Genomic DNA, 25,616 nt, shown 5'->3' on the forward strand with positions numbered 1-25,616 from the left:
GGGTGCTGATCCTCAAGTGGATCAGCACGGTCCCCCAGGCCCTTGCGCTTGCGCAAATTGGCACGCAGGGCGGCGGCCAGCCGCTGGGCGCGGGCGTTGGTTTCGGTCGGGTCCTTGCTCATGCCGCTGCGCTGTAGCGTAGCATCACCGGTTCGTCAGCGCCCGATTGCAGCCAATCCCGGGGCCAGTCCCGGGGGCCGCGTGCTTGACACTGCGCGGCGGCTTGGCCATAGGGCCGCTTCCTGCCCGGCAAGCCCGGCCGGAACAATGTGGGGCTGTGCTGCCGTAGCTCAGTGGTAGAGCGCATCCTTGGTAAGGCTGAGGTCGGGAGTTCAATCCTCCCCGGCAGCACCACGCCCCACTGCGTCAGCCTGCCGGAGCGGTGATGTTCGATAATGCCGCCATCGCTCACATCGGCAAGGGCATCATCGCCGCCACCTTGCCAAAATCCGAATGGACTCACGCGGCGCATGTCGCGGCGGCGGCGCATGTGGTTGCGGCGCGCCCTGATCTGGTGGCCGAAGCCGCCATGCCCGGCCTCATTCGGCGCTACAACGAAGCCTGCGGCGTCGCCAACACCGACACGGCGGGTTATCATCACACCATCACGCTGGCATCGATCGCATCGGTGCGCGCCGGCCTGGCGCTGGCACCGGCAGGCAGCCTGGCCGCGCAGGTCAATTGGCTGCTGGCCGGGATGCTTGGTGACAAATATTGGCCGGAGCGTTTCTGGCAGCATGACACATTGTTCAGCCCGGCAGCCCGCCGCGCCTGGCTTGCTCCGGACCGTGGGCCGCTGCCCTTCGCTGTCCGGCCGTAACGCCTTGCCGGGCAGTATTGCCAGCCGACTCCGATTGAATTTCTGCGGCTTGCGCGTATTGATCACGGCAGGGTGCGGCCGCTGCCGGCCATGCCCGCAGCCAAGATCGGAAGCCTGACCATGCAACTGGGTGTGCCAACCGAAATCAAGCGCCACGAATATCGCGTCGGCCTGACGCCCGGCAGCGTGCGCGAATGCGTGGTGCACGGCCACCAGGTGCTGGTGCAAAGCGGCGCTGGCGCTGGCATCGGCGCCGATGATGCCGCCTATGTGGCCGCCGGCGCCCAAATCGCACCCGATGCCGCCAGCGTGTTCGCCGGCGCTGACATGATCGTGAAGGTGAAGGAGCCGCAGGCATCGGAATGGGCACAATTGCGCGCCGGGCAGATCCTGTTCACCTATCTTCATCTCGCGCCTGATCCCCATCAGGCGCACGGCCTGATTGCATCGGGCTGCACCGCCATCGCCTATGAAACCGTGACCGATGCCGCCGGGCACTTGCCGCTGCTTGCCCCCATGAGCGAGGTCGCTGGCCGGCTCGCCATCGAAGCGGCTGGCCAGGCGCTGCGCCGTCATGCCGGCGGCATGGGCCTGCTGCTTGGCGGCGTGCCGGGCGTGCAGCCGGCCCGCGTTGTCATCATCGGCGGCGGCGTTGTCGGCACGCAGGCCGCGCGCATGGCGGTCGGGCTGGGCGCGGAGGTGACGATCATTGATCGCTCGCTGGCGCAGCTGCGCCGGCTGGATGATCAATTTGCCGGCCGGGTGCGCACCCGCGCCGCCAGCCGCGCCGTGCTGGAGGATGAATTGCGCCGTGCCGATGTGGTGGTCGGCGCGGCGCTGGTCGCCGGTGCCAGCGCGCCCCGGCTGATCACCCGCGCCGATCTGGCGCTGATGGTGCCGGGTGCCGTAATCGTCGATGTCGCCATCGATCAGGGCGGCTGCGCGGAAACCAGCCGGCCCACCACCCACGACAATCCCACCTATGAAGTGGACGGCATCATCCATTATTGCGTGGCCAACATGCCTGGTGCCGTACCCAAAACCAGCAGCGCCGCGCTCAACAATGCCACCTTGCCCTATGTGCTGGCGCTGGCGGCGCGGGGCATCAACGCGCTGCACGATGATGCCGGCCTGCGCGCCGGGCTGAATGTGCACCGCGGGCTGATCACCAATGCCGCCGTGGCGCAGGCGCTGGGTTTGGCGCACCATGATCCGCTGGCTGCGCTGGCGTCCTGAGCTTATCTGATGCCTGACCGGGGGAATGTTTTGATGAAAAATCTGTCTGCTGCGCTGTTGCTTGCTGCGGTATCTACCACAGCAAGTGCCCAGGATTATCAGCGCCCGGCGGTGCCGGCCCTGCGTGACCGGGCGGCGGCGCAGGACGGCCTGGTGCGGGCGCGGCTGGACACGGTGGTGCCCAAGATCATGCGCGAAGTCGGCGTCGACATGTGGGTGCTTGTCGCCAGCGAGTATGACGAGGATCCGGTCGTCAAGGCGATGCTGCCGGCCACCTGGGCGTCGGCCCGCCGCCGCATGGTGCTGATTTTCTTTGATCGCGGCCCCGAAAAGGGCGTCGAGCGGCTTGCGGTGGCGCGCTATCCGGTGGGCGATCTGTTCCCGGCCGCGTGGGACCCCGAAGCCCAGCCCGAACAATGGGGCCGGGTGGCGCAATTGATCGCCGAACGCAGCCCCAAGCGTATCGCCATCAACATCAGCAATGATTTCGCGCTGGCCAACGGCCTCTCGGCTGGCGAGCACCGCCAATTGCTCACCGCGCTCGGCCCGATGGCCAGCCGGCTGGAAAGCCATGACCGGCTGGCGCTGGGCGTGCTGGAAACCCGCACCCCCGAAGACATGGCGGTGTATCAAGGCATCATGCGCGTCGCCCATGCGCTGATCCCGGAAGGCCTGTCCGAAAAAGTCATCACGCCCGGCGTCACCACCACGCAGGATGTGGTGTGGTGGTACCGCGAACGCCTGGCCGATCTGCGCCAGGATGCTTGGTGCCAGCCATCGGTCACCGTACAGCGCGCCTCCGGCCCCGGCATCGTGCCAGGCCGCCAGACCCTTCCGGATAACACCGTGATCCTGCCCGGCGATCTGCTGCATGTCGATTTCTGCGCCGGCATGCTCGGCCTCAAAACCGATACGCAAATGCTGGCCTATGTGCTGAAACCCGGCGAAAGTGATGCGCCGGCCGGGCTGAAAGCCGGCATGGCCGCAGCGAACAAAGTGCAGGACGCGCTGGTCAGCAGCTTCAAGACCGGCGCAACCGGCAATGAAACCCTGATGGCAGCGCGCGCCAAGGCCATCGCGGCCGGCACCAATCCCATCATTTACACCCACAGCATCGGCACCCACGGCCATGGCGCCGGGCCGTGGATCGGCAGCTGGGAAAATCAAAATCCGATTGCCGGCCGCGGCGAATACCGCATCTATCCCGATACCGCCTGGTCAATCGAGCTGGCAGCACTGGCCAATGTGCCGGAATGGAGCGGCGCGCAGGTGCGATTCCCGCTGGAAGTGGACGGCTTCTGGAATGGCAACAGCTTCCGCTGGATCGACGGCCGCCAAACGCAGCTGATGCTGATCCCGCGCAGCGGGAAGTAGAGCAGCCTCCGGCGGGCAGGGCCTGAGGCCCTGCACCCACTTCGTTTTGGCTTGGTCCAAAGCTTCTAAACACGGCTGCCATCCAGCAAATGGGTGCAGGGGTCACCCCTGCCCGCCGGAGGCAATTTGTTTTATTCTATTTTCCGAGCGGCTTGCCCAGCCATTCTTCCCGGATCAGCGCCACCGGGATCATGCCAAAATCCCCGAAGCGATCATAAAAGCCTTTCACGGTGAAGGCGTTGCCTTCCTTTTCGGCCAGTTCGGCGAACAATTGTTCCACTTGCGCTTTGCCGGTGATGTAGCTGGCGCCGTAGCCGGGGTGGCGCAGATAGAGGGATTGTTCAAAGCCCAGCAGCGGCAGATCGGGGCTCATCCAGCCGTTGGGCGTGCGCGCCACCTGCATGGCCATGGCGGCGTTCAGGTCGATCTGATTGGCCTGGGCATACAGCGCAGCCAGTCCGCGCGCGGCGCGCTGGGCTTGCATGATCCACACGACTTCGCGGGAGCGGGGCTCCTTGTCGAACAGGCCGGCGTCCAGCATCATCGCTTCCATGGCGGTGGCGTTGCCTTCGGCGCGGCTGAGCCAGATATTGTAGAGCAGCGGCCCGCGCCGGATCGGGGAGGCGTGCGGCGTCGCCTGCATTTCGGCCAGATCCCACCAGTGATAGAAATGCGCAAACAGGCTGTTGGGAGCGCGGCCTTGCGCGATTGCAAAGAAATTCTGCTGCGCGGGCGGCACCCAGCGGCCGATGCGCTTGGCCAGTTCCGGTTTCATGTAGGGGCGGATGCTGGCGACACCGGTTTCGTCCATGAACTGGATGAAATGGTCGATATCCTTCAGGCTCTTGGCGTCCCATTCTGCCTGGCCCGCCGGGCTGGTCAGCGCCGGCAGCGCCTTGTGGTGATTTTCCTCCAGCCGCAGGCCAGCATGGGCGCGGGCCAGCTCGCGCTGCAGGATCGCCACTTCATCGGACCATGTGTAGGGCGACAGCTGCACATGCTTGAGATACCAGCTGTAGGCTGTTTCGCCGACGCCGGATGGCCCGGTTTTCGTTGGGGCCCGGGCCTTCACCCAGGCGATGAAGTCCTGCGTTGCCACCAATGCCTCGGCCACGCGCAGCTCCAGCAGCTTGTGGCCTTTCACCTTGGCGGCAAGGCCGACCAGCGCGTCGGTCTGTTCAGCGAGGGTGATCGGGCTGAACCGCCACAGATCGGCGGCATTGCCGGTCAGATTGCCGCGCGCCTGCGCCAGCAACGGCGGGATATGCGCCAGTTCGCCGGCCAGCCTGTCGGCATCGGGCTTGGTGAGCGGAAAGCTGTACTGCCACAATTCGATGGGCGCAGCGTGCACCGGGCCTTCGTGGGACGGCGTGTCGCTTTGGGCGGCCCACACGCTCAGATACCAGGCGGGATCGCGCTGCCACGGCTTTGCGGTTTCCAGATCGAATTTCAGGCCGTTCATTTCGGCCTGGACCAATCGCCAGTCCACCTTGTCGGCTGCGCTCCAGCCGGCGGTATCGATGGCCGCCAGCTCCGCCTGAAACTGCACCAGCCCAGCGGCGCGGGCGGCATTTGCCGGCGCGGTATAATCGGGCACGCCGGCCACCATCGGCCCGGCCTGAAAGCTGCGCCAGCGTTTGAACAGGGCGTGCAGATCAGCCGGGGCGGCGGCCGCAGCAGGGCTGGCCCCCACAAAACCGGCCAGCGCCAGGATGCAGGCCAAGGCAACAAACCAGCGGGGGATGAGCATCGTCAGTTCCTTCACAATCCCGTTTTGGCCTTCAGCCACGTAGCGGCTTGCGCCGGGCTGCGCTTGTCGGTGGGCCGGTCGGCCTGCCAATTGGCTTGCCGCATCGCATCCACCGAAATGCGGCCTTCATACCGTGCCAGCCGCGCCACCAGATCATCCCGGCCCGGCGCCACCAGTAGTACCGCATCATAGGCCGGCAGCGCGCTGCGATCATCAGTGATCAGCACCAGATCATTGCCGGCCAACGTGCCGTCGCTGGAATAGGCGGTGATGATATCGGCCGAACCATCGCCCAGTGCCGCCATCATGAGCACCGGCGTGAACGATCGGATATCGGCAAAGCCAAGCCCATAGGCGCGTTGCAGCGCCGTCCATTCCGCCCGCGACTGAAATTCCAGATCGGTGGCCAGCCGCAACTTCCGCGATACGCGGGCCAGATCGGAAATGGTCTTGATACCCAGCCGCTGCGCATCGGCGCGGCGCATGGCCAACGCGTAGGCATTTTCAAATCCCAGCCGCGCCGCCACTGTCACGCCGTAACGCGCCTTCAATTCGCGGGCCAGGATGGGCAGCATCACATCGCGCGGCGGCATGGTGCGGCGGCCCAGCGCCTGTGTCCACAAGGTGCCGGAATAATCGATGCTGATGTCGATGCCGCCGGCTGCCACGCTTTGAAAGGCGATGCCCGATCCCAGGCCGGACCTGATGCTGGTTGGCTGGCCTGTCGCTGCCAGATCCGCCGCAATCAGCTCGGCCAGAATATATTGTTCCGAAAATGTCTTGGTGCCGATGGTGACAGGCTTGGCAGCGGACGCCGGCAGGCTTTGTAGCCACCAGCCGGTCACGCCGCCGCCGATTGCCAGCAGCAGCACCAGCCCCTGCAGCGCCGGCCGCCAGCGCCGCTGCGCAATGCCGGCCTGGCACCAGCCCAGCGCGCCATCGACAAGCAGCGCCACGCCGGCGGCGGCCGCGCAGCCCAGCAGCACCTGCCGCCAATCCTGCAATTGCAGCCCGGCAAAGATCAGATCGCCCAAGCTTTTCTGGCCGACCATGGTGGCCAGCGTGGCCGCGCCGATGGTCCAGACGGCAGCGGTGCGCACGCCGCCCATCACCACCGGCGCCGCCAACGACAGCTCGACATGGAACAATCGCTGCCAATCGCTCATGCCGATGGCGCGGGCGGCATCGCGCACCGCATCGGGCACGGCCGCCAGCCCGCCAGCCAGCCCGCGCAGCAGCGGCAGCAGCGCATACAGCGCCAGCGCCAGCAGCGACGGCAACAGGCCCAGCGAGGGCACCGGTAGGCCGGTAACGTTGCGCAGCAGCACCAGCAGCGGAAAGAACAGCGCCAGCAGCGCCAGCGCCGGCACGGTTTGCACCACGCTGGCAAAGCCCATCACGCCGCGCCGCAGCCACGGCCGCGCCGGCATCACCAGCGCCAACGGCACCGCCACCAGCAGCGCCAGCAGCAGCGCCGCCGCACTGATCGCCAGATGCGCCGCCAGTGCGGCCGGCAATGTGTCCAGTCCGCTCATCCGGCCACACCCGGCCCAGCCAGGCCAGTGAGCGTGCGCGCCAGTTCCAGCGGCCCGGACACCAGCGCCTGCACGGCGGGATGCGGATTGCGCGCCACCTCGGCCGGCGGCCCAGATGCTACAATGCGGCCGGCATCCAGCACCAGCATCAGATCAGCGCGCAGCAGCGCATCGGCGATATCATGCGTGACCAATATGGTCGTCAGCCCCTGCGCGCGGTGCAGCGCGCCCAGCCGATCCGCCAGCGCATGGCGGGTTTCGGGATCGAGCGCGCCAAAGGGTTCATCGAGCAGCAGCAGCCGCGGATTGATCGCCAGCGCCCGTGCCAGCCCGACCCGGCTGGCCTGCCCGCCGGACAATTGCCCCGGAAACCGGCCCGCCAGATCCGCCGGCAGCTCGACCATCTCCATCAATTGCGCCGCGCGGGCCAATCGCCGCGGCTTGTCCCAGCCCATCAGCCAGGGCACGGCAGCGATATTGTCTGCCACGGTCCAGTGCGGAAACAGGCCGCCGCCTTGCACGGCATAGCCGATCCCGCGCCGCAGGGTTTCAGCATCGATGCCCGCCACATCCTGCCCCGCCACACAGATCTGGCCAGCCGCCGGCTGCACCATGCGGTTCACCAGGCGCAGCAAACTGGTCTTTCCGGCCCCCGAACCGCCAATCAATGCCACCAATGCACCATCGGGAACCACCAGATCAACACCGGACAGCACGCTGCGCCCACCCAGCGCCAGCGTTACCCCCGACATGGTGAGCGCGGCGGCTTGCCCGGCGCTCATGGTGTGATTGGTCCCCATTCCTGCCTTGTGGCACAGCAGGCGGCCGCGCCACAGCCCCAAAAACGCCTCTGGCGCGCCGCCGCTGCGCAGGCTAATCCGTGCGCCCATGGCTCCTGTGATCTCACTCCCGCTTGCACTTGTGGCCGCACTGGCTGCCGGGTGTCTTGCTGCGCTGGGCTTTGCGCCGCTGAACTTGTGGCCGGTCGCGCTGGCCGCGGCGGCGCTGCTGCTCTGGCTGGTATCGCGCGCGCGCGGGCCGGTGACGGCTGGCCTCATTGGCCTGCTGTTCGGCACCGGCATGTTCGCTGTCTCGCTCAATTGGATTGCCACGGCCTTCACTTATCAGGCCAAGATGCCGGCCGCGCTGGGCTGGGTCGCGGTGGTTGGCCTTGCGCTGTATCTGGCGTTGTTTGTCGCCGTGCCGGCGGCGCTGGCGGCAATGCTGACCAGCCGCACGGCCCGGGTGCTGGCGCTGGTGGCGCTATGGGTGCCGGCGGAATGGGCCAGGGGCATCCTGCTTACGGGGTTTGCGTGGAACCCGCTTGGCGCCATCTGGCTGCCGGTCACCGGTATAGCCCAGATTGCTGCCAGCGTCGGCGCTATCGGCCTCACGCTGATCGCGCTGCTGGCTGCGGCCGGGCTGCTGCTGCTGCTGATCGGGCCGGGCCGCGTGCCGCGCATTGCAGGAGGCGCCTTGATCGCCGTGATTTTTGCGGCCGGGTTGATCGGCAACAGCGCCGTGCGTGAAACCGGATTCCTTGGGCCATCGCTGGTCTTGATCCAATCGGGGATCGGCCAGGGCGAACGCTATGACGCCGCCGCTGCCGAGCAGCATCTGGCCACGCATCTTGATCTGACGCGCGCCGCCCTCGCGCGCGTTGAAAGCAATGCCAGTGCCGATCTGCCCGATGCCGGCATCCGCGACACCCAGGCTGGCCAGGTCGAAGGCGTTGATGCGCCGATCGGCATTGGCGGCGGCAAGGTCAATGGCACGCTGCAGAACAATGTGGCCGCCGGGCTGACGACGCCGCCGGTCAATGACAGCGCCGCCAGGCGCAATTCGGCAGCCGCAGGCAGCAGCGTGGCTGGCCCCGCGACTGGCCAGCCAACCGGCCCAGGCGGCGGGCAAGTGGCGCAGCGCGCCGCCCAGATCACGCCAACGCTGGTGCTGTGGCCCGAAGGCGCCATCGACACGCTGATCGAGGAGGATGCCGCCACCCGCGCCCGCATCGCCGATGTGCTGCGCGATGGCGATCTGCTGCTGGCGGGCGGCACCGGCGTGACGCGCCGCGGCCCCGCGGCGCAATATGCCAACACCTTGTTCGTGATCGATTCGGCGGGCCGGATTCGCGGCCGCTATGACAAGGCGCACTTGGTGCCGCTGGGTGAATATGTGCCGTTGCGCGCGCTCCTTGAGCCGCTGGGTATCGCGCGACTGGTGCCTGGCAGCGCCGATTTTGCCAGCGGGCCGGGGCCGCGCACGCTGGCTTTGCCTGGTTTTCTGGGCGTATCGCCGGTCATCTGCTATGAAATCGCGTTTCCGCAGGCGGTTGTGAACAGCAACCAGCGGCCGGCCTGGATCGCCAATGTGTCCAATGATGCCTGGTTTGGCGCATGGGGCCCGCCGCAGCATGTGGCGCAGGCCCGGCTGCGCGCCATCGAAGAAGGCCTGCCCATCGCGCGGGCCACACCCACCGGCCAGACCGTGGTGATCAACGGCTACGGCCAGGTGCTCAATCAGCTGCGCGACGGTGTTTCCGAAGCCGTTGTGGCCACGCTGCCGCCGCCGCTGCCTGAGCCGCTGTTTGTGCAGGTAGGCGCCGGCCTGGCCATGCTCGGTGCGTTTCTGGTCGCTGGATTGGCGCTGCTGGTGCAGCGCCGCAACGGCGACGCCTGATCGGCGAATGCCGCAGCACCATCGGCGCTGCCTGCGTTTGGCCGCAGTCATATAAACATTTCGTTATATCACTTGCGCGAGTGCAGCGGCCCGCGTAGGGAAACGCGGAGTCAGCAGCCTGGGATGCAATAGTGGCCCGATCTTCTTTTGTATTCACATCCGAATCCGTGTCCGAAGGGCATCCGGACAAGGTGGCCGATCAGATTTCCGATGCGGTGGTCGATCTGTTTCTGGCCCATGATCCCGAAGCGCGGGTGGCCTGCGAAACCCTCACCACCACCAATCGCGTGGTGTTGGCCGGCGAAGTGCGCGGACGCGGCATGATCGACGCCGCCGGCAATTGGGAGCCTGGCGCCCAGGAAGAAATCCAGCGCGCCGTGCGTGAAACCGTCAAGCGCATCGGCTATGAACAAAGCGGTTTTCACTGGCAGAATCTGACCTTTGAAAATCATCTCCACCCGCAATCGATCGATATTGCGCAGGGCGTGGACGCCAGTGGCAACAAGGATGAAGGCGCCGGCGATCAGGGCATCATGTTTGGCTATGCCACCGATGAAACGCCCGATCTGATGCCGGCAACGCTTTACTATGCCCACCGCATATTGGCCCGCATGGCCGAAGATCGCCACAGCGGGGTGGCACCGTTTCTGCAGCCCGACGCCAAAAGCCAGGTGACTCTGCGTTATGAGAACGAGGTGCCGGTGGCAGCCACGGCAATCGTCGTATCAACCCAGCATGCGCCCGATTATTGTCTTCCCTATCAAAAGGATGGCATCAGCGGCGGCAGTGCCGAAAAATATGCGCAATTGCACGCCTATGTGATGGGTGTGCTGCACGATGTGCTGCCAGCCGGCTTTGTTTCGGCGGATACGGTGGTTCACCTCAACCCGACCGGCAAATTCGAAATCGGCGGGCCGGACGGCGATGCCGGCGTGACGGGCCGCAAAATCATCGTGGACACCTATGGCGGCGCTGCACCGCACGGCGGCGGCGCGTTCAGCGGCAAGGATCCCACCAAGGTTGACCGCTCGGCGGCCTATGTCTGCCGCTATCTGGCCAAGAATATCGTCGCGGCCGGCCTCGCCAAGCGCTGCACCATCCAATTATCATACGCGATCGGCGTGGCCGAGCCACTGTCGATCCATGTCGATCTGCATGGCACCGGCAGCGTTGCCGAAACCGCCCTCGAAGCCATGCTGGCCGATCCGGGCAGGCTGGGCTTTGCGCTCACGCCGCGCGGGATCCGCACGCAACTGGGCATGAACCGCCCGATTTACCAGCGTTCGGCCGCCTATGGCCATTTTGGCCGCACGCCCGATGCCGATGGCGGCTTCAGCTGGGAAAAACTGGATTTGGCCAGCCGGATTGCAGCCGCGCTTTGAGCCAGCGGCTTATACCAGATCAAGAATTGTACATAAGCAAAGAGCCTCCGGCGGGCAGGTCTGAGCCCTGCCCGCCGAAGGCTGTTTTTTTCAAATCACGCCGTCCAGATATTCCACGTCCGGTCGGCCGTTCAGGCTGGCTCCCAATGCTGGGCCGGCGGCCTTGAAATGGGCGCTTTCGCCGTGGGCCTTCAGGGCGTCTGCGTCGGCATAAATCTCCAACACTTTGTAGGTGAGCGGATCGCTTTTCGAACGGGTGAGCTGGTAGCAATGATTGCCGGGCTCATTGGCACGCACAGCGGCCGACAAGGTGCGGAACGCCGCTTCGAACGCCTCCGCAGTGCCATCCTTGATTTTCAAAGTCGCGATAACGCCAATCATGTGCCAGTCTCCTGAGTGATGCGTACCTAGGGTGGCGCATGCGGCCGCCATCCCCAAGCTGGCAAAATGATGGACACAAGGCACAGACACCCATAGGATTTGCCCATTGCTTGCTCATTCCGGGGGGAAAATGCGCGTGGCCACGAAATTTACTGCAACGCCGGCGGCGGCGCCCGATTGGCTGAGCGCGCAGGCGCGCATCACCGGCATCATGGCCCTGATTTTTGCGGCTGCGTTTTCGATGCACCTCGGCCTTGGCCGATCGAGTTTTGCCGTGCCGGCCATCTGGCACATCCACGGCGTCATTTTCTTTGGCTGGGTGGGCCTCAGCCTGCTCCAGGCCGGGCTGGCCGCCAGCGGCCGGCTGGCCTGGCACCGCCGGCTGGGCTGGCTGGGGCTGGTGTGGATCATCGCGATGGTGTTCGCCGGCCTTGCCATTACCGTTGCCGTGGCGCAGGCCGGGCGCACACCATTTTTCTTCCGGCCGCAGTGGTTCATGATGCAGAACCCGGCTGGCCTGCTGGTGTTTGCCGGGCTGGCGCTGGGGGCGATTGCCATGCGCCGGGATACCGGCTGGCACCGCCGGCTGCATCTGTGCGCGCTGGCCAGCATCATGGGCCCGGCCTTCGGCCGCTTGCTGCCCTCGCCCTTTCTGATCCCCTGGGCCATGGAAATCACCACGCTGCCCGGCCTGCTGTTCCCGGCCTGGCTGTTGCTGCGGGAATGGCGCGCCGGCGAAGGCGTGCACCCGGCCTGGGTCATTGGTCTTACCGCGCCGTTGATTGGCCTGGCCGCGGGCTGGCTGATCGCGGCATCGCCGCTTGGCAGCGAACTTTATGCGGCCGTCGTGGCCGGGTCTTCAGGCGCGAATGTGTCCGGCACGGCGTTTGGCCCCACGCCGCCTGGGTTATAATACCGAAGCTCAATGATCATGACCGATTGGCAGAGCCTCCGGCGGGCAGGGGTGACCCCTGCACTCATTTTTGCTTCAGTGCCATGTTTCGAAGGCTGGGAGCGAACCAAAACGAGAGAGGTGCAGGGCTCAGCCCTGCCCGCCGGAGGCTATTTTCGCTTGTGTGAACCTTGATCGGTAAGCGTTGATATAATTCACATATGATCGATATCGCCGCCGCCCTTCACCACAATTTTCTTCTTGGTCATTGGGGCCGGCCGCTTTGATCACATGCGCTTGGGCGCTGCAAACACGCGGCGGATTTCCGGTTCGAAGCTTTCGAGGCTGTCCACGTCGAAATTCGGATCAAACGCCGGCGCATCCCAGCGGTCGACGATCTTTTCCGCCATATCGAACCAGGATTGGCCGCGAAACTGCTCGCGGGCGTTGGGGTCCTTGCCCAGATGCTCGTAATAATAGCGGCCTTGGAAATCCTGGTGGTGGACAATGGCGTGATAGATATCGTCCGACACGTAGGGCTTCAGCATTTCGCCAGCGATGGCGCCGTGATTGGGGATGCTGAACAATTTGCCGATATCGTGGCACAGGGCCGCCACGATTTCCTCATCGTTAGCGCCGTCGCGGCGGGCCAGGGTGGCGGTCATCAGGCTGTGCACCAGCTGGTTGGCGCCGAAGCCGACCTCCATGGTTTCCAGGCGTTTGAGCGAATCGATGATCTGATCGGCGGCGGCCGAGCGTTGGTGCTTCTGGTGCTCTGCAGCGATGTGCATCCAGTCTTCGCGGGTGCCTTCCAGCATGGTCGTGAACATCTACTGCCTCCCCAAAACGGCCCGTCAGGCCGCGTTTTCAGCCCAGATGGCGCGATACTGCCGCCGCAACGACACTTTGTCGATCTTTGCCGAGCCCAGCTTGGGCAATTGCTCGGAAACCGTCCACACCTTGGCCGGGATCTTGTAGACGGCCATGCCGGTGCGCAGGAAATCAACCAGCGCATCGGGATCAAGATGCTCGCCGGGTTTGGCGTAAACCACCGCACCGACAATTTCCCCCAGCCGCTCATCGGGCAGGCCAAAAACGCTCACTTCTGCCACCGCCGGATGGGCATAAATGGCTGATTCCACTTCCTGACAGCTGATATTCTCGCCGCCGCGAATGATGATGTCTTTCTTGCGGTCCACGATAAAAAGATAATCATCCTCGTCCAGATAGCCAAGATCACCGCTGCGAAACCAGCCGTCGCCCACAAAGGCTGCGGCGCTGGCTTCGGCTTTGTTCCAATAGCCGCGGCAATTGGCCACCGACCTTATGCACACTTCGCCCACCGTGCCGGGCGGCAGCGCCGGGCCGACCGCGCCGTCGCCATCGGCAATGCGAATTTCCACCAGCGGCGGCGCGGCGCGCCCGGTTGATGCTGGCTTGGCGCGGTAGGATTCGCGGATATTGCCGGCGCCAACACCGTTGGTCTCGGTCAGGCCATAGCCCTGCACCGGATGCTTGCCGGCAAACTCGCCGGCCAGCCGCTCGACATGTTCGGGTGGGCGCGGGGCGCCGCCGCTGGCGATATCCACCAGCGTGGAGAGATCATATTTGTGGCGATCGGGATGCTGCATCAGCTCCAGCGACATGGTCGGCACGCCGACGAAATAAGTGCAGCGTTCTTTTTCGATAAGGCGCAGCGCTTCGCCGGCATCCCATTTGTGCATGATGATCATCTTGCGGCCCACCGCAATCGACACCAGCAACACCGGCACCAGGCCGGTGATATGGAACAGCGGCACATTGAGCAGCATGACCTGCTGCGCCGCCGGCGCCACGCCCGCCCGTGCCGACAATTCCAGCAAGGCCAGCCCGGTGACCAGATAGTTCATGCTGGCCGATACCTGCGCGCGGTGGGTCGATACCGCGCCCTTGGGTGATCCGGTGGAGCCTGATGTGTACATGATCGTGCAATCATCTTCGGGCAACAGATCGGGCACATGCCACATCGTGTCCGGGCTGGCTGCCAGCTCATCCTCAGCGCAGACGAAGCCCAGCTGACTCGACACTTCGTGCGATGTGCGCACCGTGATCACGGCGGGCGGGCGCGGCAGGCTGGCGAGGCGGCGGGCGCGTTCTTCATCGGCGATGACCAGCCGGGCACCGCTGTCGCTGATGCCATAGGCGATTTCTTCGGCAGTCCACCACGCGTTCATCGGGATACAGATCGCGCCCATGTGCACGATGGCGCAGTAGGCGATCACCCATTCCGGATAGTTGCGCATCGCGATGCCAACGCGGTCACCCTTGGCGATGCCGTGGCGGTGTTGCAGCATCGCGGCGAATTTGAGGCTGCGGGCCTGGACGTCGGCAAAGGTGAAGCGTTCCTCGCCGAAGACCAGAAATTCCTTGTTGCCCTGGGTGGCGAAGAAAAACGCCAGAAATTCCCGCATGGTTGGCGGCGCGGCGCTGAACACCGGCAGCGTCACGCCGCGCACCGGCATATGGGCCACACCCAGCGGGCCGCCGGGGGCGGTTATGCCGGCAACAACCTCGTCCAGCGCGGCATCGAGCGCGAATTTCATGATCCATGTCCTCCCAAGCGTTACCGCCGCCGCTATGCTGCAGCGTTCATTGCCAAACAGTCATGCCACGGCCAGCGCGGCTTGCAAGTGCCTGCAGCATTCCCGCAGCGTTGGCGCAAAAATCAATAACCGAGCGTGCGCGCCAGCCGGTCGCTGTGGAAGGCGCTGTCCCCGAAGGTTTCCTGGGCGCTGCGGGCGCGTTTCATGAAAAATCCGATATCGAAATCGTCGGTCATGCCGATGCCGCCGTGCATCTGCACGCTTTCGTTGGTGGCCAGAATCGCCACTTCGCCGGCCTTGGCCTTGGCCAGGCTGACAAAGGTCGCGGCGCCGTCTTCGCCGGCATCCAGGGCCTGCAAGGCCTTGAGCGTAACCGACCGCGCCAGCTCGATCTCGCAAAACAGATGCGCCGCGCGGTGCTGCAACGCCTGAAAACTGCCGATTTTCTGGCCGAACTGTTCGCGCTGCTTGAGATAATCCACGGTGCGGCCAAAGCTTTCGCCCGAAACCCCCAGCATCTCAGCCGCCAGGCAGGCCCGGCCAGCATCGAGCACGCGTTCCAGAATGGCATAGCCTTCGCCGGCCGTGCCCAGCACATCGGCGCCGTCAACCTGCACATCCGTCAGAGTCACCCGCGCAGCGCCCCGGCTGTCCACCATCGACCGGCGCGCAATCGTCACGCCGTCGGCCTTGGGGTTGACCAGAAACAGCGTGATGCCGGCCTTGTCGCCGGTGTCGCCGCCGGTGCGCGCTGCAACGATCAGCGTGTCCGCAACATGACCGTCGATGACGAAGCCCTTGACCCCATTCAGCTTGAAACCATTGCCGGACGGTGTGGCCGTCGTGGCCACGTGGGCCGGCTTGTGACGCGCAGCCTCGTCAGCTGCCAGCGCCAGCAGATGCGCGCCCTGCGCAATCAGCGGCAGATACTTCGCCTGCTGTTCCGGTGTGCCGTGTTTCAGCGCCGTGGCACCCAATATGGCCGTGGATAGCATTGGCGCCGCCGAAAGATTCTTGCCTATCGCCTCCAGGATGATCCCGGCCGCAACATGGCCCATATCCGCGCCGCCGTGCGCTTCCGGCACCAGCACGCCGGCAAAACCCATCTCGGCAATCTTGGCCCAGGTGGCCCGCGAAAAGCCGTCCGCGTCATGGCTGTCACGCAGGCGGCGATGCTCTGAAACCGGGGCTTCGGTCCGGAAAAAACCGTCCGCGCTGTCGCGGATCATCTGCTGGTCTTCGGTCAGGGTCAACGGCATGGATCAGGCTCCCGGCAGCGCAAGCACGCGCTTGGCGATGATGTTGAGCTGCACTTCGGAGGTGCCGCCCTCGATGCTGTTGGCGCGCGAACGCAGCCACGACCGTGCCAAGTCGCCTTCGCCCTTTGCTTCGCCTTCCCACGTCAGGCCGTCGCTGCCGCGAATCGACATCAGCAGCTCCATGCGCTCCTTGTTCAGCTCGGTGCCGTAATATTTCAGCATCGAACTCAGCGCGCCGGTGCCCTGGCCCTGCTTGGCTTCGGCCAGGGTCCGCTCCATCGTCAATGCAAAGGCCCAGGCGTTGATTTCATGGCGGCTGATATCGGTGCGCAGGGCGGTGTCGGCCAGGATTGCGGCGTCCAGGCCGATCTGGCGCTTGGCGATATTGGACACCGAATCGCGCTGGCCGCCGCCAGTCGAATCGCTGCCGCCGATCATGTCACGCTCGTGAGTGAGCAGATATTTGGCGATGTCCCAGCCCTTGCCGGGCGTGCCCATCAGATTCTCCTTGGGCACTTTCACATTATCAAAGAACGTCTGGCAAAACGGCGATGAGCCCGAAATCAGCTTGATCGGGCTGGTCGAAACCCCTTCCGATGCCATGTCGAACAACAGGAAACTGATACCCTGATGTTTGGGGCCGCTGTTGTCGGTGCGCACCAGGCAAAAAATCCAGTCAGCCTTGTCGGCATAGCTGGTCCACACCTTGGAGCCGTTGACGAGATAATGATCGCCCATATCCTCGGCGCTGGTGCGCAATGACGCCAGATCCGATCCCGCACCCGGCTCGCTATAGCCCTGGCACCAGCGAATTTCGCCGCGTGCGATCGGCGGCAGATGCGCCAGCTTCTGCGCTTCATTGCCATATTTCAGCAGCGCCGGGCCAAGCATCCAGATACCAAAGCTCGACAGCGGGGACCGCGCCTTGATCGCGCGCAGTTCTTCCGAAAGCACCTTGGCTTCCTCGCGGCTGAGGCCGCCGCCGCCGTAAGCTGCGGGCCATTCCGGCACAGTCCAGCCCTTGGCGCCCATCCGTTCCAGCCACAGGCGCTGTGCCTCGCTTTTGAACTGGCCTTTGCGGCCGCCCCACACCACATCGTCGTCACCGCGAATCGGTTCGCGCATTTCTTGTGGGCAGTTTTCCGCCAGCCAGGTGCGTGCTTCGGCGCGGAACGTCTCGAGATCAGCCATGTTTGCTCTCCCATTGGAATGTCTAACCTTGCCAGCTATGGTGCAGCCCAGTTGAACCGCCAAGCTGGCAGTTGCGAGGGCGCATGTTGGTCGATCTTTTTCAGGCGGCGGTGGATTTTACGGCATTGCCGGTGCGCCCCGAAGCCTTCACCGTCCCGGCGTTCAGCGTGGGCGGCAGTGAGCTTGGCCCGTTTTCGCTGCGCTGGTACAGCCTGGCCTATATCGTGGGCATCGTGGCGGCATGGTGGCTGATGACGCGCATGGTGCGCTTGCCGGGCGCGCCGCTCGATCAGAAGCGGCTGGATGATTTCATCACCTGGGCGACACTGGGCGTCATCGGTGGCGGCCGGCTGGGCTATGTGCTGTTTTACAATCCGGACAAGTATCTGGCTGATCCCATGGAGATCGTGCGGCTGTGGGATGGCGGCATGAGTTTTCATGGCGGTTGTTTTGGGGTGGTGGCGGCCTGTTTCCTGCATGGCTGGGCGGCGCGCTACAGTGGCCTGCGGCTGCTTGACATGGTGGCCACGGTCACGCCGATCGGGCTGGGCCTGGGCCGGCTGGCCAATTTCGTGAACGGCGAATTGTGGGGCCGGCCCACCGGCGCGGATTGGGGCATCATCTTTCCGGGCGCCGGGCCGCAGCCGCGCCACCCCAGCCAGCTTTATGAGGCCGTGCTGGAAGGCGGGCTGCTGCTGATCATCATGATGTGGCTGTACTGGCGCACTGGCGCGCGGGCGCGGCCCGGCCTGCTCGCCGGCGTGTTCGGGGTCGGCTACGGCGTGTCCCGCTATATTGTCGAGAATTTTCGGGAGCCTGATCGCCAGCTCGGCATCCTGCAATCCGGCCTGACGATGGGGCAAACGCTCACCCTGCCGATGATTGCGCTGGGCCTGCTGATGATTGGCCTGGCTATGGCGCGGCGGCCCGCTGCGGCTTGAGCCTCGCTGCAACTTTGCGCGAGGCCATTGCTGCGAACGGCCCGCTGCGGCTGGATGCGTGGATGGCCGCGTGCAACGCCGCCTATTACGCTGGGCAGGATCCACTGGGCCGCGATTTCACCACTGCGCCGGAAATCAGCCAGATGTTTGGCGAAATGATCGGCGGCTGGATCGGCGATCTGTGGCTGCGCGCCGGCGCGCCGGCCATCACCTTGGTGGAGCTTGGGCCGGGGCGCGGCACGTTGCTGGCCGATGCGCTGCGGGTGCTGTGCGGTCTGCCCGGCTTTGCCCAGGCGGCGCAGCTGGCGCTGGTTGAAACCAGCCCGGCGCTGCGCGCTGCGCAGACTGCGAGGCTGGCGCCGTGGTCAACTCGGCTGCCAATGCACTGGTTTGATAGCGCCGATCAATTGCCGCCCGGCCGCCCGCTGATCGTTATCGCCAACGAATTTTTCGATGCCCTGCCGATCCGCCAGCGCCGCGGCGGCCACGAGTGTCATGTCGGCTGGGCAGATGGGCAGTTTGCGCCGCTGTGGTTGCCCGCGCCCGGCCCGGATGCGGAATGGAGCGAAGCCGCTGCCGCCATAACGGCACAGCTGTCGGCGCAGATTGCTGTGCAGGGCGGGGCCGCGCTGATTGTCGATTACGGCTATGAAGCCGGGGGCGGCGGCGACACACTGCAAGCTTTGCGCGGCGGCCAGCCGGTCAGCCCGTTTGCCGCGCCGGGTGACCATGATCTCACCGCGCATGTCGATTTTGCCGTGCTGGCAGATGCTGCTTTCGCGCACGGCTTGGCGCGGCATGGCCCGGCGGCGCAGGGCGCGTTTCTGGCGGCACTGGGCATCGGCGCGCGGGCGGCGGCACTGGCGGCCGGCAAAAGCGGCGCGCAGGCCGCCACTATCACGGCGGCGCTGGTGCGATTGACAGCGCCGCAGCAGATGGGTGCGATTTTCCGGGCGATGGCCGTCACCGCGCCGGGCTGGCCAGCGCCAGCCGGATTTGGCATGGCAGCGGCATGACAACGCCCACGCTTTCTTACCGCGACGCAGCACCGGACGATGCCGGCATTCTGGCTGGCATCGCGGCGGCCACCTTCGTGGAAACCTTCGGCAGCCTCTACAAGCTGAAGGATTTGAACGGCTTCATCGCCGGCTATTGCGTGGCAAGCTATGCCGCAGAACTGGCCGATCCCGATATCGCGGTGCGCTTTGCCTGCATGGGAGACGTCGCCATCGGCTTTTGCAAGGTCAGCAGCCTGAAACTGCCGGCCCCCGATCCGGCGCCGGGCGCGATGGAGCTGCGGCAGCTGTATATCTACAAGCCCTGGCACGGCCTTGGCATCGCCGATGTGTTGACCGATTGGGCCAAGGATCAGGCCAGGGCGCGCGGCGCACCAGAACTGTGGCTCAGCGTGTTCACCGAAAATCCGCGCGCCCGGCGCTTTTATGGCCGCCACGGCTTTGCCGAAATTGCGCCCTATCATTTCATGGTCGGCGATCAGGCTGACGAGGATATATTGTGCCGGACGAAACTGTAGAATTTCTGACCGTGCCGGCACTGGGCCCTGTAGAGTTTCTGACAGTGCAGGCACTGTCTGGCGTGCGCCACGGTTTTTGCACGCGGCGGGGTGGGGTTTCGACGGGCCTGTTCGCCAGCCTGAATGTCGGGCTGGGCAGCAGCGACGCGCGTGATCTGGTAGTGGAAAACCGCCGACGCGCGGTAGCAGCGGTCGCGCCCGGCGCGGCGCTGGTGACGCTGCACCAGATTCACAGTGCGGTGGTGGTGCCAGTGACGGCGGCTTTTGCCGATGATGCCCGCCCCCATGCTGATGCCATGGTCACCGCCACCCCAGGCCTGGCGCTGGGCATTCTCACTGCCGATTGCGCACCGATTCTGCTGGCGGACGCAGCCGCCGGCGTGATCGGCGCGGCGCACAGCGGTTGGAAAGGCGCGCTGGCGGATGTCGGCCCGGCCACCGTGGCCGCAATGGTGCGGCTTGGCGCGCGCGCCGATCGCATCGTGGCGGCCATCGGGCCAACGATCGCGCAGCGCAGTTATGAAGTGGACGACGGCTTTCGGGACCGGTTTTGTGCGGCCGATCCGGCGCACGAAGCGTTTTTTCGCAGCGGAAAGCCCGGTCACTGCCAGTTTGATCTGGAAGGCTTCATCGCTGCTCGCCTGGCCAACGCCGGGGTGCGCACCGTGGTGGCGATGGGCGTGGACACCTATCCGGATGCGGCGCGCTGGTTCAGCTATCGGCGCACCACGCACGCCAATAAGCCGGATTATGGCCGGCAGCTGTCGCTGATTGCCCTTCCCTGATCGGCTGGGATTGCTGCACCTGCACAGATCCGGCGGCGGCTGGCATTCCCTTTTGTGCGGCGCCGCCCTAGGCTGCGCCGGCCATGGATATTTATCTGCCCATTGCCGAAATGTCGGTCAACGCGCTGGTCATCATCCTGCTGGGCGGCGGTGTCGGCTTCTTGTCGGGCATGTTCGGGGTAGGCGGCGGCTTTCTCACCACGCCGCTGCTGATTTTTTATGGGATTCCGCCGGCTGTGGCCGTGGCATCATCCGCCACGCAGATCACGGGATCGTCGGTTTCGGGCGCGCTGGCCTACTTCCAACGCGGCCAGGTCGATGTGAAAATGGGCGGTGTGCTGGTGGCCGGCGGCCTGATCGGCGCTGGCATCGGCCAGCTGGTGTTTCGCGTGCTGCAGGATTTCGGGCAGATCGATGTGGTGATCAGCCTGGTGTATGTGCTGTTTCTCACCGTGATCGGCGGGCTGATGCTGCGCGATGCGCTGGCGGCGCAGCGGGCCAGCAGGGCCGGGCTGCCGCCGCCGGCGCGGCGCATTCGGCATTTGCCGTGGGTGGCGGCGCTGCCGTGGCGAATGAAGTTTCCGCGCTCCGGCCTGTTCATTTCACCGTTGGCACCGCTTCTGCTTGGCGGGGCGGTTGGCGTGCTCACGGTGATCATGGGCATCGGCGGCGGTTTCATCATGGTGCCGGCCATGGTGTATGTGCTGGGCATGCGCGCGCAGGCCGTGGTGGGCACATCGCTGTTTCAGATCATCTTTGTCACGTCCGCCACAACGGTGCTGCATGCCACGTCCTCACAAACCGTCGATATCGTGCTGGCGCTGCTGCTGCTGCTTGGCGGGGTGACCGGGGCACAATTCGGCGTGCGCGCCGCGCAGAAACTGTCACCGGATCGGCTGCGGTTGGCGCTGGCGGTGCTGGTGCTGGCGGTGTCGCTGCGCTTGCTGATCGGCCTGACCTGGACACCGGCCGAGCCGTTTGCCTTGTTTGGCGGCGCATGATGCGGCGCGCCGGCTTGCTCCTTGCGGCCTGGTTGCTGTTGATCGGCGCGGCGCCGATCCGGCTGATCACCCAGCTCAGCCAAGCCCGCATCGATATCAACACCAGCTTTCGCGGCGCGGAATTGCTGGTGTTCGGGGCCATTCAATATCCGCGCGGCGCGGTGCCCGATGCGCCGCCGGATATCGCCGTGGTGGTGCGCGGCCCGGCTGCGCCGGTCACCGTGCGGCAGAAGGCGCGGGTGGCGGGCATCTGGGTGAACGCACGCGGGCTGCGGTTTGAATCGGTGCCGGGATTTTACGCCGTCGCCTCCACCCGGCCGATCGATCGGCTGGCGGATGAACGCACCACGGCAATTTATGAAATCGGCATTCGCAATCTGCAATTGTCACCTGCCAGCGGCGCCGATGAAGCAACGACGCGCAGTTTTGAAGCCGGCTTGATCGCATCCCGGGAGCGTGCGGGCCTGTTTGCCGAGCGGCCGGGCGGCGTGGCGGTCACGCGCGGAGTGCTATATGCGGCGCGCATTGCGCTGCCCGCCGCTGTGCCGGTGGGCGATTACATCGCCGAGATTCATCTTGTTGGCGCCGGGCGAGTGTTGGCCAGTACATCCAGCCCGTTTGTGATCGGCAAATCCGGATTTGAACGCTGGGTCTATGTGATGGCCGTGCAAAACAGCTTGCTTTACGGCTTGTCGGCTGTTGCGGCGGCGCTGCTTGCCGGGGGACTGGCGGCATTGGTTACCCGCCGGCGCTGGTAGGCACTATTGCTGAAGTTGGCAGACGTTAAACAATCGACTCGCGCCCCGCGACGTTTTGGTATATCGCCGTGATTGGCGCATCATAGATTGATTGCTTTGAAGGTTTCACTGCACCGGTCGACTGGCTCCACTCACACAGGCAATAATACGGATTTGGAATTAGGTAATGAGCTTTGATCGACGCGGACGTGGTCCGGGGCGCGGTGGATTTGACAAACGCGAAGGCGGCTTTGAGGACTCGGGTAGCAGCTTCGGCGGCTTCGGCGGTGGTGATCGCGGCGGGTTTGGCGGCGGCGGTGGTGACCGCGGCGGCTTCGGCGGCGGCGGCGGCCGCGGTGGTTTTGGTGGCGGCGGCGGTGACCGCGGCGGCTTCGGCGGCGGCGGCGGTGGCGGCCGTTTCGGCGGCGGCGGCGGCGGTGGTGGTGATCGCGGCGGCTTCGGCGGTGGCGGCGGCGGTGCCCGCCGTGACACCAGCCCGGGCATCGTGATCGGCACTGGTCGCGGCACGGTCAAATTCTTCAATGCGCAAAAGGGCTTCGGCTTTGTGGTGCGTGAAGATGGCGGCGAAGACGTGTTCGTGCACATCTCGGCTGTGGAAGCTGCTGGCCTCACGGGCCTGGCCGACGGCCAGCCAATGGAATTCACCTTGTCTGAACGCAATGGCCGCGTGTCGGCCACCGATCTGAAGATCGATGGCGAGCCGCTGCCGGTTTCGGATCGTGCACCGCCGCGCGAGCCGCGCGAATCCCGCGATGGCGGCTTCGAACGGCGCCCGGCACCGTCACGTGATCGGGAAGCACCTATGGGCAATGGCGAACGCGTTGATGGTACCGTGAAATTCTTTAACGGTGCCAAGGGCTTTGGCTTCATTCAGCGTGACGATGGCGCGCCGGATGCATTCGTGCACATTTCGGCTGTGGAACGTGCCGGCTTCGCCAATCTGAACGAAGGCCAGCGCGTCTCGTTCGAACTGGAAGAAGACCGCCGCGGCAAGCAAGCTGCGGTGAACCTGCAGCCGCTTTGAACCACCAGGTTCAAGCGCCTTGATCAGGGCGCAAGAATTGGGGCGGGGGTCATGCGGCCCCCGCCCCCTTTTCTTGTGATGGCTGTGCCGCTATCTCGGCCCCGGCGCCCGCACCAGCGCCCGCACCGGCCCCGCATGATCTGGATGACAACCGGTTACAGACTTGTCATGGTGAGCGTACTGTTGATTAATTTGATGTGAGTGACTGGAGATCCGCGATGCTGGCCAACAATGTGATTCTCATCCTGATGATTGTGTTCACCTACGCCATTCTGGTGATACCGGCATTCTGGATTGCCCAAACCGTGCCGCGCGCGCTTGAGCAGCGCAAGCAGCGCCGGATCGCCGAATTGCGGGCTGGCGCGGAAATGCTGGCCGATGCCATGAGCCGCAATCATAATGATCCGGTTCATCTGGCGCGCCTCACCACCAATCACGATGCCCACGTGCGCGCCCTCATGCAGCTGGGCGGAACTGTGCCAAGCGCGCCGGCTGACGGCAATCTGGCCCGCGCCGCCTGACGAATGACCGGGTGGCTGTGCCACCCGGTGATATCGCCAGTGGACATGGCCGCGCCGGCCAGCAAACTTGCCGGCATGAACCCTGACACTGGCCGCACATTCGATTTCCCCGCAGCAATTGCTGCCAATGCTGCTGCCCATCCGGACAGGGCGGCCATTGTTTGCGGCACCGATCGGCTGGATTGGCGCAGTTTTGCCGCCCGTGCCGACATATTGGCTGCCACCCTGGCGGCGCATGGCGTTTTGCCGGGCCACAGCGTGGCCAGCATCGCCGCATCCAGCGCCGATTATGCAGTGTTGTGGGCCGCCGTGCTGCGCCTGCGCGCTACCATTGCACCGCTGGCGCCGTCGTCAACGCCCGATCAGATCGCCGCAATGGTCGCCGATTCGGGTGCGCACCTGGTCTTTGTTGATGCCGCCAACCGCGCGGCCTTTGGAACCCGGCTGACGGCATGCCAACTGGTCGATCTGGATTCCCTGGATGCCTGGCTCGATCCGTCGGCCAGCCCGCCGCCACTGCCGCCGCTGGATGCGGAGGCTGCGTTCAACATCATCTACAGCAGCGGAACCACCGGCACCCCAAAGGGCATCGTGCAAAGCTGCGCGATGCGATCGCTGCACATCACGGGTGCGCGGCGGCTGGGCTACGGGGCGGACAGCATCACGCTATGTTCCACGCCGCTTTATTCCAACACCACGTTGGTCAGCTTCATCCCGACCCTGGCCTGGGGCGGCACGGTGGTTTTGCTGCCCAAATTCGATACCGGCCAATGGTTGCAGCAGGCCGCGCGGCACCGCGTGACGCATGCCATGCTGGTGCCGGTGCAGTATCGCCGCCTGCTGGCTGATCCGGCCTTTGATGCGGCCGATCTGTCGGCAATGCAGATGAAATTCTGCACATCCGCCCCGTTTGCGGCCGAACTGAAAGCCGAAGTGCTGCGCCGCATGCCTGGCGGGTTGATTGAGTTTTTCGGCATGACCGAAGGCGGTGTCGGCTTCATGCTGGCGGCGCATGAACACCCCGCCAAGCTGCACACGGTCGGGCTGCCGCAGCCCGGCCACGAAGTGCGCATCATCGATGAAGACGGCAATGATGTGCCGCCCGGCACGCCCGGTGAAATTGTCGGCCGGTCGCCAGCGACCATGAATGGTTACAAGAACCGCCCCGATCTCACCGCCAAAGCCTATTGGACCAGCAGCGATGGCCGCGAATGGCTGCGCACTGGCGATATCGGCCGCCTGGATGAAGATGGCTTCCTCACCCTGATGGACCGCGCCAAGGACATGATCATTTCCGGCGGTTTCAATGTCTACCCGTCCGACATTGAGGCCGTGCTGTTGACACTGCCCGGCGTCGTCGAAGCGGCTGTGGTTGGCGTGGCATCCGACGCGTGGGGCGAAACTCCGGTGGCATTTGTGGTTGCCCTGGAGGCCGATCCCGAAACCCTGCGCAGCGCGGCCAACGCGCACTTGGGCAAAACCCAGCGCCTCGCTGCCGTGGTGTTGACCGACGAACTGCCGCGCAGCCACATCGGCAAGGTGTTGAAACGTGAATTGCGCGACAGCTTCGCCGGAACGGTTGCCTGAAACCGGGCAAAGGCGCAGCATCTCCCTGCAACGCTCTGGGGGGAGAGGGATCATGAACCGGCTGATCGGCATCACAATATTGGCCAGTATTGCGCAGATTGCCATGGTGGCAGCCGGCCACTTCATTCCGGCCATCGCTGATCTGTTTGCCATCGGCGGCATGGGCATTTCCGCCCTCGCCGGCTGGGCGGCAATGAAGGACCAGCCGGCCAGCCTGGGCGCGGCGGCCGGCAGCGGCGCCCTGGCCGGCGGTGTCAGCGCCGCGCTCGGCATCGGCGTTTCAGTGGCGCTGGGCGATGTGCCCGTCAGCCTGCTGGCACTGGGCACCGGCAGCAGCGCCGTGACCGGGGTGATCGGCGGCCTGATCGGGCGGCGGAAACGTTA

General features: G+C 65.1%; 24 protein-coding genes and 1 tRNA gene. 17 read left to right on the top strand and 8 right to left on the bottom strand.

The annotated features are described in order from the left end of the window. Nucleotides 1-279 precede the first annotated feature (279 nt). From ABWP50_RS05170 to ABWP50_RS05185, 4 genes are all read left to right on the top strand, one after another. A tRNA-Thr gene (locus ABWP50_RS05170) sits at nucleotides 280-354 on the top strand. 31 nt (nucleotides 355-385) lie between these two features. Then, nucleotides 386-820, top strand: a complete 435-nt coding sequence (locus ABWP50_RS05175; protein WP_353216927.1) for a hypothetical protein — start codon at nucleotides 386-388, stop codon at nucleotides 818-820. A gap of 120 nt (nucleotides 821-940) precedes the next feature. Then, entirely contained in the window at nucleotides 941-2,056 is a 1,116-nt protein-coding gene (ald, locus tag ABWP50_RS05180; protein WP_353216966.1) for an alanine dehydrogenase, read from the top strand. Between the two features lie 33 nt (nucleotides 2,057-2,089). Beyond that, nucleotides 2,090-3,430 carry a M24 family metallopeptidase gene (locus tag ABWP50_RS05185; RefSeq protein ID WP_353216928.1) on the top strand — a complete coding sequence of 447 codons (1,341 nt, stop codon included), beginning with the start codon at nucleotides 2,090-2,092 and terminating at the stop codon, nucleotides 3,428-3,430. A gap of 136 nt (nucleotides 3,431-3,566) precedes the next feature. Here the strand turns inward: ABWP50_RS05185 and ABWP50_RS05190 are convergent, their stop codons facing one another. Genes ABWP50_RS05190 through ABWP50_RS05200 form a run of 3 tightly spaced genes read right to left on the bottom strand, consistent with a single transcriptional unit; the run spans nucleotide 3,567 to nucleotide 7,605 of the window. Then, a complete protein-coding gene (locus ABWP50_RS05190; protein ID WP_353216929.1) occupies nucleotides 3,567-5,180 on the bottom strand; it encodes a DUF885 family protein in 1,614 nt (537 codons plus the stop codon). 11 nt (nucleotides 5,181-5,191) lie between these two features. Then, entirely contained in the window at nucleotides 5,192-6,715 is a 1,524-nt protein-coding gene (locus tag ABWP50_RS05195) for an ABC transporter permease/substrate-binding protein (protein ID WP_353216930.1), read from the bottom strand. Continuing rightward, nucleotides 6,712-7,605, bottom strand: coding sequence for an ATP-binding cassette domain-containing protein (locus ABWP50_RS05200; RefSeq protein WP_353216931.1), 894 nt, complete (start codon nucleotides 7,603-7,605; stop codon nucleotides 6,712-6,714). Before ABWP50_RS05200 ends, ABWP50_RS05195 begins: the two co-directional genes overlap by 4 nt. On the opposite strand from ABWP50_RS05200, the gene lnt reads away from it, so the two are divergent. Both lnt and metK read left to right on the top strand, forming a co-directional pair. Further along, entirely contained in the window at nucleotides 7,604-9,394 is a 1,791-nt protein-coding gene (gene lnt, locus ABWP50_RS05205) for an apolipoprotein N-acyltransferase (RefSeq protein WP_353216932.1), read from the top strand. The two genes, ABWP50_RS05200 and lnt, sit on opposite strands and share 2 nt — an antisense overlap. Nucleotides 9,395-9,525: 131 nt before the next feature. Further along, the gene (metK, locus tag ABWP50_RS05210; protein ID WP_353216933.1) at nucleotides 9,526-10,776 is read left to right on the top strand and encodes a methionine adenosyltransferase; all 1,251 of its coding nucleotides are present in this window, start codon (nucleotides 9,526-9,528) and stop codon (nucleotides 10,774-10,776) included. A gap of 90 nt (nucleotides 10,777-10,866) precedes the next feature. On the opposite strand, the gene ABWP50_RS05215 is transcribed toward metK, so the two are convergent. Then, nucleotides 10,867-11,157 carry a putative quinol monooxygenase gene (locus ABWP50_RS05215; protein WP_353216934.1) on the bottom strand — a complete coding sequence of 97 codons (291 nt, stop codon included), beginning with the start codon at nucleotides 11,155-11,157 and terminating at the stop codon, nucleotides 10,867-10,869. 136 nt (nucleotides 11,158-11,293) lie between these two features. Here ABWP50_RS05215 and ABWP50_RS05220 point away from each other — a divergent pair, with 136 nt between their 5' ends. Further along, complete coding sequence (locus tag ABWP50_RS05220) at nucleotides 11,294-12,070, top strand: hypothetical protein (RefSeq protein WP_353216935.1); 777 nt, start codon at nucleotides 11,294-11,296, stop codon at nucleotides 12,068-12,070. A 266-nt stretch (nucleotides 12,071-12,336) separates the two neighbouring features. On the opposite strand, the gene ABWP50_RS05225 is transcribed toward ABWP50_RS05220, so the two are convergent. The 4 genes from ABWP50_RS05225 to ABWP50_RS05240 all read right to left on the bottom strand — a co-directional run bounded on the left by ABWP50_RS05225 (nucleotide 12,337) and on the right by ABWP50_RS05240 (nucleotide 17,081). Continuing rightward, the gene (locus tag ABWP50_RS05225; RefSeq protein WP_353216936.1) at nucleotides 12,337-12,879 is read right to left on the bottom strand and encodes an HD domain-containing protein; all 543 of its coding nucleotides are present in this window, start codon (nucleotides 12,877-12,879) and stop codon (nucleotides 12,337-12,339) included. Nucleotides 12,880-12,903: 24 nt separating this feature from the next. Continuing rightward, complete coding sequence (locus ABWP50_RS05230) at nucleotides 12,904-14,631, bottom strand: class I adenylate-forming enzyme family protein (protein WP_353216937.1); 1,728 nt, start codon at nucleotides 14,629-14,631, stop codon at nucleotides 12,904-12,906. A gap of 122 nt (nucleotides 14,632-14,753) precedes the next feature. Then, nucleotides 14,754-15,890, bottom strand: a complete 1,137-nt coding sequence (locus ABWP50_RS05235) for an acyl-CoA dehydrogenase family protein (protein ID WP_353216938.1) — start codon at nucleotides 15,888-15,890, stop codon at nucleotides 14,754-14,756. 3 nt (nucleotides 15,891-15,893) lie between these two features. Then, the gene (locus ABWP50_RS05240; protein ID WP_353216939.1) at nucleotides 15,894-17,081 is read right to left on the bottom strand and encodes an acyl-CoA dehydrogenase family protein; all 1,188 of its coding nucleotides are present in this window, start codon (nucleotides 17,079-17,081) and stop codon (nucleotides 15,894-15,896) included. A gap of 83 nt (nucleotides 17,082-17,164) precedes the next feature. Between ABWP50_RS05240 and lgt the strand changes: the two genes are divergently transcribed. The 10 genes from lgt to ABWP50_RS05290 form a co-directional block, all read left to right on the top strand. Then, nucleotides 17,165-18,022, top strand: a complete 858-nt coding sequence (lgt, locus tag ABWP50_RS05245; protein WP_353216940.1) for a prolipoprotein diacylglyceryl transferase — start codon at nucleotides 17,165-17,167, stop codon at nucleotides 18,020-18,022. Next, nucleotides 18,019-19,038 carry a class I SAM-dependent methyltransferase gene (locus tag ABWP50_RS05250; RefSeq protein ID WP_353216941.1) on the top strand — a complete coding sequence of 340 codons (1,020 nt, stop codon included), beginning with the start codon at nucleotides 18,019-18,021 and terminating at the stop codon, nucleotides 19,036-19,038. Before lgt ends, ABWP50_RS05250 begins: the two co-directional genes overlap by 4 nt. Continuing rightward, entirely contained in the window at nucleotides 19,035-19,556 is a 522-nt protein-coding gene (locus ABWP50_RS05255) for a GNAT family N-acetyltransferase (RefSeq protein ID WP_353216942.1), read from the top strand. Before ABWP50_RS05250 ends, ABWP50_RS05255 begins: the two co-directional genes overlap by 4 nt. Before the next feature lie 20 nt (nucleotides 19,557-19,576). Beyond that, a complete protein-coding gene (gene pgeF, locus ABWP50_RS05260; RefSeq protein ID WP_353216967.1) occupies nucleotides 19,577-20,341 on the top strand; it encodes a peptidoglycan editing factor PgeF in 765 nt (254 codons plus the stop codon). An 83-nt stretch (nucleotides 20,342-20,424) separates the two neighbouring features. Next, a complete protein-coding gene (locus ABWP50_RS05265) occupies nucleotides 20,425-21,342 on the top strand; it encodes a sulfite exporter TauE/SafE family protein (protein WP_353216943.1) in 918 nt (305 codons plus the stop codon). Then, the gene (locus tag ABWP50_RS05270; protein WP_353216968.1) at nucleotides 21,342-22,100 is read left to right on the top strand and encodes a TIGR02186 family protein; all 759 of its coding nucleotides are present in this window, start codon (nucleotides 21,342-21,344) and stop codon (nucleotides 22,098-22,100) included. The genes ABWP50_RS05265 and ABWP50_RS05270 overlap by 1 nt, the downstream gene beginning before the upstream one ends. A 166-nt stretch (nucleotides 22,101-22,266) precedes the next feature. Next, nucleotides 22,267-23,124: a cold-shock protein gene (locus ABWP50_RS05275; protein ID WP_353216944.1), complete on the top strand. Its 858-nt coding sequence runs from the start codon at nucleotides 22,267-22,269 to the stop codon at nucleotides 23,122-23,124. 197 nt (nucleotides 23,125-23,321) lie between these two features. After that, nucleotides 23,322-23,645 carry a hypothetical protein gene (locus ABWP50_RS05280; protein ID WP_353216945.1) on the top strand — a complete coding sequence of 108 codons (324 nt, stop codon included), beginning with the start codon at nucleotides 23,322-23,324 and terminating at the stop codon, nucleotides 23,643-23,645. Between the two features lie 75 nt (nucleotides 23,646-23,720). Next, nucleotides 23,721-25,232: a class I adenylate-forming enzyme family protein gene (locus tag ABWP50_RS05285; RefSeq protein ID WP_353216946.1), complete on the top strand. Its 1,512-nt coding sequence runs from the start codon at nucleotides 23,721-23,723 to the stop codon at nucleotides 25,230-25,232. 52 nt (nucleotides 25,233-25,284) lie between these two features. Then, nucleotides 25,285-25,616 (top strand): hypothetical protein (locus ABWP50_RS05290; protein WP_502950982.1); only part of this gene is annotated, 332 nt, incomplete at its 3' end.

The organism is Sandarakinorhabdus sp. (assembly GCF_040398645.1).
Lineage (GTDB): Bacteria > Pseudomonadota > Alphaproteobacteria > Sphingomonadales > Sphingomonadaceae > Sandarakinorhabdus.

Excerpts from the sequence above, each read along its gene's own strand:
- ABWP50_RS05175 (WP_353216927.1), top strand. The coding sequence starts at position 386 with ATGTTCGATAATGCCGCCATCGCTCACATCGGCAAGGGCATCATCGCC.
- ald (WP_353216966.1), top strand. The coding sequence starts at position 941 with ATGCAACTGGGTGTGCCAACCGAAATCAAGCGCCACGAATATCGCGTC.
- ABWP50_RS05185 (WP_353216928.1), top strand. The coding sequence starts at position 2,090 with ATGAAAAATCTGTCTGCTGCGCTGTTGCTTGCTGCGGTATCTACCACA.
- ABWP50_RS05190 (WP_353216929.1), bottom strand. The coding sequence starts at position 5,180 with ATGCTCATCCCCCGCTGGTTTGTTGCCTTGGCCTGCATCCTGGCGCTG.
- ABWP50_RS05195 (WP_353216930.1), bottom strand. The coding sequence starts at position 6,715 with ATGAGCGGACTGGACACATTGCCGGCCGCACTGGCGGCGCATCTGGCG.
- lnt (WP_353216932.1), top strand. The coding sequence starts at position 7,604 with ATGGCTCCTGTGATCTCACTCCCGCTTGCACTTGTGGCCGCACTGGCT.
- ABWP50_RS05200 (WP_353216931.1), bottom strand. The coding sequence starts at position 7,605 with ATGGGCGCACGGATTAGCCTGCGCAGCGGCGGCGCGCCAGAGGCGTTT.
- ABWP50_RS05215 (WP_353216934.1), bottom strand. The coding sequence starts at position 11,157 with ATGATTGGCGTTATCGCGACTTTGAAAATCAAGGATGGCACTGCGGAG.
- ABWP50_RS05225 (WP_353216936.1), bottom strand. The coding sequence starts at position 12,879 with ATGTTCACGACCATGCTGGAAGGCACCCGCGAAGACTGGATGCACATC.
- ABWP50_RS05230 (WP_353216937.1), bottom strand. The coding sequence starts at position 14,631 with ATGAAATTCGCGCTCGATGCCGCGCTGGACGAGGTTGTTGCCGGCATA.
- ABWP50_RS05235 (WP_353216938.1), bottom strand. The coding sequence starts at position 15,890 with ATGCCGTTGACCCTGACCGAAGACCAGCAGATGATCCGCGACAGCGCG.
- ABWP50_RS05240 (WP_353216939.1), bottom strand. The coding sequence starts at position 17,081 with ATGGCTGATCTCGAGACGTTCCGCGCCGAAGCACGCACCTGGCTGGCG.
- lgt (WP_353216940.1), top strand. The coding sequence starts at position 17,165 with ATGTTGGTCGATCTTTTTCAGGCGGCGGTGGATTTTACGGCATTGCCG.
- ABWP50_RS05255 (WP_353216942.1), top strand. The coding sequence starts at position 19,035 with ATGACAACGCCCACGCTTTCTTACCGCGACGCAGCACCGGACGATGCC.
- ABWP50_RS05265 (WP_353216943.1), top strand. The coding sequence starts at position 20,425 with ATGGATATTTATCTGCCCATTGCCGAAATGTCGGTCAACGCGCTGGTC.
- ABWP50_RS05270 (WP_353216968.1), top strand. The coding sequence starts at position 21,342 with ATGCGGCGCGCCGGCTTGCTCCTTGCGGCCTGGTTGCTGTTGATCGGC.
- ABWP50_RS05275 (WP_353216944.1), top strand. The coding sequence starts at position 22,267 with ATGAGCTTTGATCGACGCGGACGTGGTCCGGGGCGCGGTGGATTTGAC.
- ABWP50_RS05285 (WP_353216946.1), top strand. The coding sequence starts at position 23,721 with ATGAACCCTGACACTGGCCGCACATTCGATTTCCCCGCAGCAATTGCT.